The 12,094-nt window shown below is 70.7% G+C and carries 7 protein-coding genes; 3 read left to right on the forward strand and 4 right to left on the reverse strand.

Translation table 11 applies throughout. From position 1 onward, the window contains the following. Positions 1-65: 65 nt before the first annotated feature. Positions 66-641: a DUF4136 domain-containing protein gene (locus D7X30_RS14210; protein ID WP_120563455.1), complete on the forward strand. Its 576-nt coding sequence runs from the start codon at positions 66-68 to the stop codon at positions 639-641. Positions 642-649: 8 nt separating this feature from the next. Here D7X30_RS14210 and D7X30_RS14215 read toward each other — a convergent pair whose 3' ends face one another. The 3 genes from D7X30_RS14215 to uvrA all read right to left on the reverse strand — a co-directional run bounded on the left by D7X30_RS14215 (position 650) and on the right by uvrA (position 7,778). Next, positions 650-1,795 carry a chemotaxis protein gene (locus D7X30_RS14215; protein WP_120563456.1) on the reverse strand — a complete coding sequence of 382 codons (1,146 nt, stop codon included), beginning with the start codon at positions 1,793-1,795 and terminating at the stop codon, positions 650-652. An 84-nt stretch (positions 1,796-1,879) separates the two neighbouring features. Next, positions 1,880-2,353, reverse strand: a complete 474-nt coding sequence (locus D7X30_RS14220) for a glutathione peroxidase (protein WP_120563743.1) — start codon at positions 2,351-2,353, stop codon at positions 1,880-1,882. A gap of 121 nt (positions 2,354-2,474) precedes the next feature. Next, positions 2,475-7,778: an excinuclease ABC subunit UvrA gene (gene uvrA / locus D7X30_RS14225; RefSeq protein ID WP_120563457.1), complete on the reverse strand. Its 5,304-nt coding sequence runs from the start codon at positions 7,776-7,778 to the stop codon at positions 2,475-2,477. Positions 7,779-7,946: 168 nt separating this feature from the next. On the opposite strand from uvrA, the gene D7X30_RS14230 reads away from it, so the two are divergent. Next, on the forward strand, positions 7,947-8,960 hold the full coding sequence (locus D7X30_RS14230; protein WP_120563744.1) for a serine protease: 1,014 nt from the start codon (positions 7,947-7,949) through the stop codon (positions 8,958-8,960). Between the two features lie 22 nt (positions 8,961-8,982). Here D7X30_RS14230 and D7X30_RS14235 read toward each other — a convergent pair whose 3' ends face one another. Beyond that, a complete protein-coding gene (locus D7X30_RS14235) occupies positions 8,983-9,567 on the reverse strand; it encodes a DUF2378 family protein (RefSeq protein WP_120563458.1) in 585 nt (194 codons plus the stop codon). Between the two features lie 371 nt (positions 9,568-9,938). Between D7X30_RS14235 and D7X30_RS14240 the strand changes: the two genes are divergently transcribed. Next, the gene (locus D7X30_RS14240; RefSeq protein ID WP_120563459.1) at positions 9,939-12,071 is read left to right on the forward strand and encodes a M4 family metallopeptidase; all 2,133 of its coding nucleotides are present in this window, start codon (positions 9,939-9,941) and stop codon (positions 12,069-12,071) included. Positions 12,072-12,094: the final 23 nt, after the last annotated feature.

A 12,094-nucleotide genomic window follows, 5' to 3' on the forward strand; every position in this document is an offset into this window, starting at 1 on the left:
CCCAACGTCATGGCGTTGACCGCGCCCCTTCCCCAAGGGATGCGCCCCTCCTCCTGGAGTCCGCCATGCGTCTGCTGTCCCGTGTTCTTCCCGTGCTCGTGGGCCTTGGGCTCGCGTCCTGCGCGGGCGTCGATGTCGGCACCAACTACGACCCCGCCGCCGTCCAGCGCATCCAGCAGTTCCACACCTATGCGTGGCTGACGCATCCCCAGCAGACGAAGGACACGCGCATCAACAACGACATCACCAATAGCCAGGTGACCGGGGCGGTGGACCAAGACCTCCAGGCCCGCGGCTACCAGAGGGTGGATGCGAGCGCGAACCCGGACTTCCTCATCGGGTGGCAGGGTGCCATCAACAAGCGGTTGTCCGCGGAGACGGTGGACAACTACTGGGGCTACCCGTGGGATCCGTTCTGGGGTTCGTACTACGGGCCCTCGCAGACGTACGTGCGCGAGTACGACGAGGGCACGCTCATCCTCGACGTGGTGGACGCGAAGGAGAAGAAGCTCGTCTGGCGCGGCACGGCAAAGTCGGACATCGGCAACAGCCCGAGCGCCCAGACCGACAGCGGCAAGATTGAAAAAGGCGTGAACAAGATGCTGAAGGACTTCCCGCCCGAGCCGAAGGAGAAGAAGTAGGCGCTCTTTCAGCGCGCGCGCCGCCACGCCCGGGTGAGCAGCAGGCCTCCCAGGAGGCCACCCACGCCCAGCAGCACCGTCAGCAGCGTGAGCCAGAGGAACACGCGGTCCACCAACGGGCCCAGCCGGTCGAACGCGTGGTCCACCCAGCCGCGCGCCAGTCCGTCCAGCTGCTGGAGCGTGGCCACGCGCTCGGCGTGCAGCGCGTCCACCAGCGCCTGCCGCTCCCGTCCCACGTCCGCGAACACCGCCTGCCGCTCGCCGTTGACGAACTCCTGGAGGCCCAGGCGTTCGGCGTGCACCGAGTCCAGCACCGCGCGGCGCTCGCGTTCGATGAGCGCGGGAGAGTTCGCGGCCAACGCACCCACCCTGTCCAGCAGGTCCACCGTGCGCCCCAACTCCGCCAGCGCGGCCTGGACGGTGGGAGCCTGCATGGCATCCGTCGCAACCAGCTCCGCCTGCCAGCGCGCCTGCCGGGGCAGGCTGGTCGCGTAGAGGTCCACCCGCGCGGTGAGGTCGCGCGTGTCCTCGACCAGGTTGGCGGCCGTGGAGCGCAGTCCTCCGCCCGTCACCTCCGTGAGGGAGGCCAGCAGGGCCGTGGTGGATTCGCGCGTGACGAGCGGCCCGGTCAGCGGGTGCGCCGCGGCCCAGGCGTGCACCTTGTCGCGCGCCTCGGTCACATCCTCGAGGCCCGTCACCACGCGCCACTCGGCCTCCACCTGGGACTCCAGGTCCACGAGCGTGTCATGGGCGCGCGCCAGCAGCTCCGGCGATGCGTCCACCGCCGTATGAGGCAGCGAGTCCTCGAGCTGGGCCAGCAGCGTCCAGGTGTCGATGAGGGCGGCCACCGGATCCGGCTGGAAGAGCGCGCTCTGCACGGCGGGCACCGCGTTGGCCTTGAAGCGCAGCATGGCCGAGGCCACGTGCGGCGAACCGGAGCGCGCGGCCAGGTCGTCCGCCAGGGCTTCGATGAGTCCAGAGAAGCGCCGGGCCAGGTCCCGCACCCGCGTGCGCATCACCGCCACGGACAGGTCGGAGCGTCCCACACGCGTGGTCAGCTCCGAGCGCTGCGGCGCCAGCGACGCGCATCCACCGCACAGCACCGCGAACAGCACCACGGTCACGACACGTACGGGGAAGAGAGCCGGAACCATGGGCCGGCACCCAAGCTGCGCACGCCCGGCCCCGCCGCCGAGCAGTCCCCCGGGGCGGAGCCAACGTCGGACGTCCGACGTCCGTCACTTCTCCGCGAGCGCCTTGTCGATGGCGGCCTTCAGCTCCGGGCTGTCGGGCGTGACGCTGCTGGGGAAGGCGGCCTTCACCTGGCCGTCCTTGCCCACCACGTACTTGTGGAAGTTCCACTTGGGCTCGCCATGGTCCTTGGCGAGGAACGCGTAGACCGGGGACTGGCCCTCGCCCTTGGTCTTCACCTTCTCGAACATGGGGAAGGAGACCTTGAAGCGCAGCTCGCAGAACTTCGCGATCTGCTCGGAGGTGCCCGGCTCCTGGCCGCCGAAGTCGTTGGACGGGAAGCCCAGGACGACCACGCCCTTGTCCTTGTAGCTGTCGTAGAGCGACTGGAGGCCCTTGTACTGCGGCGTGTAGCCGCACTCGGACGCGGTGTTCACGACGAGGGCGACCTTGCCCTGGAAGTCCGACAGCTTCTCGGGCTTGCCGTCGAGCCGGTTGGCGGAGAGCTGGTGGAGGGACATGGCTTTCTTCTCGGTCTTGTCCGCGGCGGAGGCCACCGTGGAGAGGGAGACCACCGTCGCGACGGTGCACAGCAGGGAGGTTCTCATGGCGGGCGCAGGATGCCGGAAGGAGCGCATGGATTCACCGTCCCCGTGAGGCGACACGCGCCTTGGGTTCTTCAGTGGAAAAAACCGACTTGAGCACGCGGCCCGTGGGCGTCTTGAGCTTCGCCACCTCGCGCGGCGTGCCTTCGCCCACGATGCGGCCACCGCCCTCGCCGCCCTCCGGCCCCAGCTCCACCACGTGGTCCCCCGCGGCGATGACCGACGGGTGGTGCTCGATCACGACCAGCGTGTCGCCCCGGTCCACCAGCCGGCCCATGAAGGTGATCAACTTCTCCACGTCGCCCAGGTGCAGGCCGGTGGTGGGCTCGTCCAGCACGTAGAGCGTGGGCTCGTGGCGGGAGGTGGCCGTCAGCTCCGCGGCCAGCTTGAGCCGCTGCGCCTCACCGCCGGACAGCGTGTTGGAGCCCTGGCCCAGCTGCAGGTAGCCCACGCCCAGGTCCGCCAGGCACTCCAGCGGCGCGGCGACCTTGGGCAGCGCGCGGAAGACGTCCTTGGCCTCGTCCGCGGACAGGCGCAGCACATCGCCCACGGTGAGCCCGTGGTAGCGCACCTCCAGCGTGGCGGCGTCGAAGCGCGCTCCGTTGCAGGCCTCGCACGGCGTGACGACGTCCGGCAGGAAGGACATCTCGTGGGAGATGGCGCCCTGCCCTTCGCACACCTTGCAGCGGCCACCGGCCGCCGTGTTGAAGGAGAAGCGCGCGGGCCCGAAGCCGCGGATCTTCGCCTCCGGCGTGGCCGCGAACACGCGGCGCAGCTCGTCCCAGATGCCCAGGAACGTGGCCGGCACCGAGCGCGGCGTGCGCCCGATGGGCGACTGGTCCACCGACAGCACCCGCTTGATGGACTCCGTGCCCTTGAGCGCGTCGAACGCGCCGGCCTTCGCGGTGACGAGCCCCAGCTTGTCGCGCAGCGCCGGGAACAGCACCTGCCGGATGAGCGTGCTCTTGCCGGAGCCCGACACACCGGAGACGACATTGAGCCGACCCACCGGCAGCCGCAGGTCCACGCGCTGGAGGTTGTTCGCGCGAGCGCCCTTCAGCTCCACCCAGGCCTTCGGCTCACCCCTGCCCGACGGAGGCCGCACCTGCGCGGCCCGCAGCGCCTGCGCGGTGGGCGAGTCCGACTCCAGCACCACGTCCGGCGTGCCCTCCGCCAGGATGTGACCGCCGCCCCGGCCGCCCGTGGGCCCCAGGTCCAGCAGGTGGTCCGCGGCGCGGATGGTGTCCGAGTCATGCTCCACCACCAGCACCGTGGAGCCCGTCTCCACCAGCGCGCGCAGGTTGTCGAGCAGCCGGTGCGTGTCGCGCGGGTGCAGGCCGATGGTGGGCTCGTCCAGCACGTACATCGCGCCGGTGAGGCCCGCGCCCAGCTGCGCGGACAACCTCAAGCGCTGCATCTCACCGCCGGACAGCGTGGCGGCGTTGCGGTCCAGGGACAGGTAGCCCAGGCCCACGCGCTCCAGGAACTCCAGCCGCCGCAGCATCTCCTGCCGCGCCGTCTCGCCCAGCAGCGCCCGGTCGCCCTTGAGCTTCCAGGTGCGCACGCGCGCGAGCGTGGCCGTCACCGACGCCTGCACCACCTCGTGGTAGCGCGCGCCCTCCAGCCGCACCGCGCGCGGCACCGGGGACAGGCGGGTGCCCTCGCACGTGCGGCACGGGGCCGTCTCGCCCTCGGCCATCGCGGCGGCGCCGCCCTGCACGCCGGTGCCCTCGCACGACTCGCAGCGGCCCTGCTTCGTGTTGAAGGAGAACCAGCGCGGATCCAACTCCGGCACGGCGGTGCCGCACTTCGGGCACGTGCGCTCGCTGGACAGGAGCGTCTCCGCCTTCCCCGTGCGCAGCTTCACCGCGCCCTTGCCCCAGTTGAGCGAGGCCTCGAACACCTCGCGAGGCAGCTTCGCGAGCTTGCCCTCGTACATCACGAGGTCGATATCGTGCTCCTTCGTCTTCGCCAGGCGCGGCGGGTCGTCCGTGGACGCCAGCTCCCCGTCGACGATGGCCTGGGTGATGCCCGCGCGCGCCGCCGCGGTGAAGACGTCCAGGTACGTGCCCTTGCGTGAACGCACCGCCGGCGCCAGCACCTGACCGTCGCCCTTCGTCGCCAGCACCTGCGAAAAGAGCGCGGCCGGAGTGGTGGCGCCGATGGGCGTGTCGTCATGCGGGCAGTGCGGCTCGCCAATCTTCGCGTACATGAGCCGCAGGTAGTGGGCCACTTCCGTGACGGTGGCCACGGTGCTGGTGGACCCCGCGCGCGACGTACGCTGCTCCAGCGCCACGGTGGGCGGGATGCTGCTGATGCGCTCCACGTCCGGTCGCGGCAGCGTGGGCAGGAACTGCCGCGCGTACGGCGTCAGCGTCTCCAGGAAGCGGCGCTGGCCCTCCGCGAAGACGACGTCGAACACCAGTGAGCTCTTGCCGGAGCCGCTGGGCCCCGTCACCACCGTCATCTTCCCCAGGGGGATGCGGCAGGACACGTCCTTGAGGTTGTGCTCGCGTGCGTGCTCCACCTCGATGGCGGGCGGCGCTTCCTTCCCCGGGCGGCGCAGCTTCACCGCCTTCGCCAGCGGCTTGCCCTCGCCCCGGAGCGCGGCGGCGGTGGCGCTGCCCTGCGCCTTCGCCACGTCCGCGGGCGTGCCCTCCGCCACCAGCCGGCCACCGTCCCGGCCACCCTTGGGCCCCAGGTCGATGATCCAATCCGAGCCCTTCATCACCGACACGTCGTGGTCCACCACGAGCACGCTCGCGCCCCGGTCCACCAGCGCGTGCAGCGACGCCATCACGTGGCGCACGTCCTCCGCGTGGAGGCCCGCGCTCGGCTCGTCGATGAGGAACAGCGTGCCCTTCGCGTCGCTCGCCAGCGCGCGCGCCAGCTTCAGCCGCTGCGCCTCGCCGCCGGACAGCGTGGACAGGGGCTGGCCCAGGGGCAGGTAGCCCAGGCCCAGCCGCTGCGCCGGCCCCAGCGTGCGCTTGAGCGCGGAGTCGTCGCCGAAGTGCTGGAGCACCTCGTCCACCGTCATCTCCAGCACCTGCGCCACGCTGAAGCCCTGGTGACGGACGGCGAGCACCTCCTCCTTGAAGCGCCGGCCCCGGCACACCGCGCACAACAGGGCCACGTCCGCGAGGAACTGCATCTCCACCGTCTCGTAGCCTTCACCGGAGCAGGCCTCGCAGCGGCCCTTGTCCACGTTGAAGGAGAAGTGCGCGGACGTCAGGCCCCGCACCTCCGCGTCGGGCTCCGAGGCGAAGCGCTCACGCAGCCGGTCCCACGCCTTGGTGTACGTGGCCGCGTTGCCGCGCGACGTGCGCCCCAGCGGGGACTGGTCCACGAAGGTGATGGCCTCCACCTGCGCCCCGCCCTCCACCGCCGCCACGTCGCCGGGGGCCTCCACGTCCTTCACGCCCAGCCCGCGCGCCAAGTGCCGGTAGAGCACCTCGTCCATCAGCGTGCTCTTGCCGGAGCCGCTGGGGCCGGTGATGGCGCACAGCACGCCCAGCGGCACACGCACGGACACGTCCTTCAGGTTGTGCTCGCGCGCCTCGCGGATGACGAGTTCGCCCGTGCGGGTGCGCGGCGTGCGCGGCGCCTCCGCGCCCCCGGACAGCATGCGGCCGGTGGGCAGGTCCTGCCGCTTCGCCAGCGCCTCCGGGGTGCCGTCGAAGCACAGCTTGCCACCCTGGCGTCCCGCGCCCGGGCCCAGCTCCAGCACACGGTGCGCGGAGCGAATGATCAGCGGATCATGCTCGATGACCAGCGCGATGTTGCCCCGGTCCGCCAGCTCCGCGATGGCCTCCGTGAGCGGCGGCACGTCCCCCGGGTGCAGGCCCACGGTGGGCTCGTCCAGCACGAAGAGGGCGCCCGTCAGCGACGTGCCCAGCGCCGCGGTCAGCGACACGCGCTGCGCCTCGCCGCCCGACAGCGTGCGCGCGGGCCGGTCCAGCGTGAGGTAGCCCAGGCCCACGCGCTGGAGATAGCGCAGGCGCGCGGCCAATTCGCGCCGCGCCAGGTCCCCCTGCCCCGTCAGCGTCTTCAATCCGTCCAGCCGGGCCAGCGCGTCCGTCAGCTCCAGCCCGTGCCAGGCCGGCAAATCAATGCCGCCCACGCGCCACGCGCGGGCCTGCTCGTTGAGGCGCGCGCCATGACAGCTCTCGCAGAGCGTGTACGCGCGATAGCGCGCCAGCAGCACGCGCACGTGCATCTTGTACGTACGACCCTCCATCCACCGGAACCACGCGCGCACGCCCGGATAGACGCGGCCGCCGTCGTAGTCGCCCTCGCCTTGGAGCACCGCCTCGCGCTGGGCGGCGGTGAGCTTCTCCCACGGCTTGTCGAAGGGGATGTTCTTCTGCCGGCAGAAGCGCTGGAGCATCTCCCGCTCCCAGGTGGTGGACTGGCCGGACCACGGGCGGATGGCGCCCTCCGCCAGGCTCAGCGTCGGGTTGGGGATCACCTTCCCCCAGTCGATGCCGATGGTGCGCCCGAAGCCACGGCACGGCGCGCACGCGCCCACCGGACTCTGGTAGCTGAAGAGGCCCGGCCGGGCGAGCTCGAACTCCCGCGCGCACTTGGGACACACCAGGCCCCGGCGCAGCCGCTTCGGTGCAACCTCCGGAATGAAGAGCAGCGCCTCGCCGTCCGCGCGCGCCCACGCGTCCTCCAGCGCCTGCGTGACGCGGGACAGGTTCGCGTCCGTCAGCTTCACCCGGTCCACCACCACCTGCGCCACGCCCGCGGGGTCGGTGGCCTCGCCCGGCTTGAGCGTCTCCAGCTCCTTCACCTCGCCCTGCACCATCAGCCGGTGGTAGCCGTCCTTCAGCAGGCGGGCCCGCGCGTCGATGAACGCGGACGTGTCGGGGATGCGCACCGGGTACGTGAAGACGCCCTGCGCGTCCGGGTGCTCACGAAGGGCCGCCCGGGCGGCCACGCGCGCGTCGGTGCGCACCGCCTCCAGGCCACAGTCCGGACACACCGGCATCGCCTCGCGGGTGAAGAGCGCGGAGAGGTACGGCTCCACGTCCGCCAGCGTGGCCACCGTGGAGCGCGAGCTCTTCACCGGCGCGCGACGGTCCACCGCGACGCCCGCGGCCACCGGCTCCAGCGCGTCCATGGGCGGCCGCTCCAGCCGCTCGAGGAACTGCCGGGCGTACGGGCTGAAGCTCTCCACGAACCGGCGCTGACCCTCCGCGTAGAGCGTGTCGAGCGCGAGGCTCGATTTTCCGCCTCCGGACACGCCGGTGACGCAGACGAACTCCCCTTCGGAGAGATCGACGGACAAATCCTTGAGGTTGTGGGTACGGGCGCCGACGAGGTGGGTCTTGTGCATGCCGGCCGGAGGTTTAACGACCGGACACTCGCGCGCCAATCACAACATGAAGGCCAACATCGCCCCGCCCGGGTGGGTTGGGTGGGGGGCGGGCAGGCTGATACAACGTGCCGCGGCCGGTCACATGGAACGTATCCCGGTGGGAATGCCGGCCGAACGGGGGTGGCCATGTCCGACGACGTCCAGGCACGCCGTGCGCGGGCCGAAGAGGCCCTTCGGCGCACGAGTGCCTCCCTGGTGCTGCTGGACCTGGGCGGCCACACCGCCACGGGGTTCGTCATCTCCTCCGAAGGCCACGTCGTCACCAGCCTCCACGCGGTGGCCAGCGCGCGCGCCATCACCGCCGTGCTGCCGGACGGCCTGCGCTCCCCGGTGGTCCAGGTGGCGGCCGTGGACGAGCGCCGCGACCTGGCCCTCCTGTGCCTGTCCGTCCCGGAGCTGGTGCCCGCCCTCCCGCTGGGCCCGGCCACGCTGCCCTCGGAAGGCGAGGCCCTGCACATCATCCAGGCCCACGCGGACCGCCCCCCCGAAGGGCGGGTCCTGGAGGTCCGCGCGGTCCAGGTGCTGGGCGAATGGCTCACCCTGCTGGAGTTGTCCCGCACGCTGCCCGAGGACGCGTCGGGCTCGCCGGTGCTGGACACGCGGGGGCAGGTGGTGGGGCTGGCCACCGCGGCGCTCGCCAACGGCCGCGCGCTGGGGCTGGTCATCCCGGTGCGCTACATCGCGCCGCTCCTCAAGACGCCCGGCCCGCCCCGACCGCTGTCCGCGTTGGACGCGCCCCGGCAGCGCGCCACCCGCGTGCGTCACGTGCCGCAGCATCCCGTGGGCCTGCTGGAGGGCTGCGCGACGCCGGCCGTGGAGTCCGTGGCCTCGCTGCTGGGCCAGGCCATCAACGTGGGCGCTCCCGCCTACAACCGGGGCGACGTGGAGGGCTGCTACCGGCTCTACGCGCACACCGCCGAACAGCTCATCGACGAGCGCGACGACTGCCCCGGTGTCCAGCGCGCGCTGCGCGACGGCCTGTTGCGCTGCGAGGGCCTGAAGGACGTGGAGGACCGGGCCTGGGCCCTGCGCGACACGTTCGACGGGTTGATGGACGTCATCGGCCGGTGGCGCCAGGCGCGCCCGGCGCCGCTCACCCCCGCCCACAAGCGCCCCCCGCCGAAGACGTACCTCAATTAGCGGCGGGGGACGCGCGGGCCGCTCAGGCCTCGTCCCAGCGGATCCGCAGCGAATAGGCGTGCTCGGCGCGCTCCAGCACGTCCACGCGCGGCAGCACCCGCGTGCGGCGCAGCACCTGCTCCATCACGCCCGCCACGAAGTCCGGCAGCGGATCCGCGTCCACCACCCGCGCCCGCCACTCCCGCGCGCGCACCGGCTCCAGCATCAGCTTCATGTCCTCGCGGCCCGCGCGCAGGTACGTGGGCAGCCGCGCCAGGCACCGCTCCGCGCCCAAAAGCGGCGCCGCCGTGGCGAAGATGCGCCCCACCAGCGTCTGCGCGAAGCCCTCCACGTAGTGCGTACCCAGCACGCGGTTGGCGTCCTCGCTCGGAAGGCCCGGGCACGCATGCCGCCGCGCCACCGCCAGCGACGCGCGCCACACCTCCAAGGGAAGGCGCTCCTCCACCGTGTCCGGGTCGTAGCCCACGTCCCGCAGCGCCTGCGCGAACGGGCCCGACGGCCTCAGCGAGTGCTCGAACAGACCTTCGAAGTTCCGGCGCGGCACCCGCACCATCAGCAGCGGCAGGCCAGGCGCCTCCCGCGTCTCCGGATGAATCCACGGCTCCATGTCTTCAACCCCCCCAGGGTCCAGCCCCCGCACCATCCCGGCCGGGAAACCGTGTCTCATTGTATCAGCCTCCACGCGCCGGGCCTGCCCGCCTGGTTGCCGCTGTTGTGGACTTTTCCAACAATTTCTCCGGCATTTTCCCGCCCGGCCCGCGCTGCTCCATGACGGCCCGCGTCGGGGATTTCAGGAATTCGGGTCACAATAGACCCTTACTGAAAGCAAAAATTCAGTGTCAACCGTTGAATTCACAGGAAGTCCACTGGCGCTATCCCCTGATTCCTGGGCTGCCGCGTTATCTTCTTCAACCCATCGGAAACTCTCGGTGTTCATCGTGCGAGAATTGTTCATCCCCCTTGCAGCGTGAGTGATCCATGACCATTCGCCGCACCGAAGGTTCGACGCCCGTTTCTCTCCGTCCCACCACCGACACCTCCGCGCCGGCGAAGGCCAAGAACGTCCTTCGCGTGAAGGACGGCTTCGAGTCTGTTTCCCGCACGGGCGCCGCCGCGGGCGCGCAGCCCACGGCCGCCGCCGCGGCGACGTCGCAGGCGTCCACGACGGGGGCCACCTCCGCGCAGACCGGCCGCCTCGCCCTGGACAGCAAGGAGGCGCAGCAGGCCATCCAGACGTCCCTGAAGCACCTCACCCCGCCGATGACGGCCTCGTCGCTGCTGGCGGCGAACAAGACCGGCCCGACGCTGGCTCCCAAGAGCGTGGAGCGCGACGAGCTGGGCATGACCCACGTGCGCCTGGACCGCATGCACGAGGGCGTGAAGGTCTTCGGCGAGCAGGTCATCAGCCACCTGGGCACGGACGGCAAGGTGTCCAGCGTCACCGGTGAGCAGAACGCCATCCCCGCGGGCCTGGGGACCCAGAAGACGAAGCTGGCGCCGCAGCAGGCCATCGACATCGCGAAGAAGGAGCTGGGCGGCAAGGCCGACAAGCAGCCCTCTTCCGAGCGCGTCGTCTACCAGGACGCGGACGGCAAGTACCGCGCCGCCTTCCAGGTGGAAGTGACGCAGATCGCCGGCCAGGAGAAGCCCAAGAAGCAGAACTACATCATCGACGCCAACACCGGCGCGGTGCTGGAGAGCTTCAACAAGATTGGCGGCTGGAGCAAGAAGGCCGCCGCGCCGATGCAGGTCAACGGCACCGCCAGCCCCAACGCGTCCATCCCGGACAAGGGCCAGGTCGAGTCGAAGATCACCTTCCCGGACAACGTGACGGTCGACAAGCTGTCGCTCGACCTGAACATCAAGCACACCTTCAGCGGCGACCTGAAGGTCACGCTGACCAGCCCCTCCGGCAAGTCCGCCGTGGTGCAGGACCGCAAGGGCGGCTCCAAGGACGACATCGCCGGCTCCTTCGACCTGTCCGCCGCGTTCGCGGGCGAGAACACGAAGGGCGAGTGGACGCTCAAGGTCGAGGACAAGGCCGCGCGTGACGTGGGCACCCTCAACAACTGGAGCCTGAACATCCAGGCGAAGGAGACCACGCCTCCGCCGACGGATCCGCAGAACCCGCCCGCGGGCACCGCGGACGACCTGTCCATGTACAGCGGCCACGTGGACCTGAAGACCAAGAAGGAAGCGGACGGCACGTACTCGCTGGAGGACTCGACGCGCGGCAAGGGCGTGGTGACCTACGACGCGAACAACAAGACCACCGCGTCCGGCCAGACGAAGATCACCGACGACAACGACAAGTGGGGCGAGGCCACCGACCCGGCGCGCGCCAAGGCCGCCGTCGACGCCCACTACGGCGCGGCGATGACCTACGACTTCATGAAGAACATCATGGGTCGTGACTCCATCGACGGCGCGGGCGAGAAGCTCACCAGCTACGTGCACGTGCGCAACAACTACGTGAACGCGTTCTGGGACGGCGAGAAGATGAGCTACGGCGACGGCGACGGGAAGCAGTCCGGCCCGCTCACCACGCTGGACATCGCGGGCCACGAGATCGCGCACGGCCTCACGGAGCGCACCGCGGGCCTCATCTACAGCGGCGAGTCCGGCGGCCTGAACGAGTCCTTCTCCGACATCATCGGCACGGGCGTGGAGTGGTACGCCGCGCAGAACAACCCCGAGGCCAAGTGGAACTGGACCGTGGGCGAGGCCGCCTGGACGCCGAACAACGGCAGCGATGAGGACGGCCTGCGCTACATGAACGACCCGACCAAGGACAACTACTCGGTCGACAACTACAAGAACTACCCGAAGCAGACGGAGGTGCACGGCTCCAGCGGCATCTCCAACAACGCCTTCTACCTGCTGGTCGAGGGCGGCAAGAACAAGACGTCCGGCCTGGAAGTGAAGGGCGGCATCGGCATGGAGGACGGCCTGAAGATCTTCACCCGCGCCCTCACCACGTACATGACGCCGCGCACGACGTTCGCCCAGGCCCGCGAGGCCACCATCAAGGCCGCCACGGACCTGCACGGCGCCGACTCCGTCCAGGTGCAGAAGGTGAAGGACGCCTGGACCGCGGTGGGCGTGAACTAGTTCCAGCGCTGAAAGCTTCCTGA

The organism is Corallococcus sp. AB011P (assembly GCF_003611605.1).
In the GTDB taxonomy this organism is placed as follows: domain Bacteria; phylum Myxococcota; class Myxococcia; order Myxococcales; family Myxococcaceae; genus Corallococcus; species Corallococcus coralloides.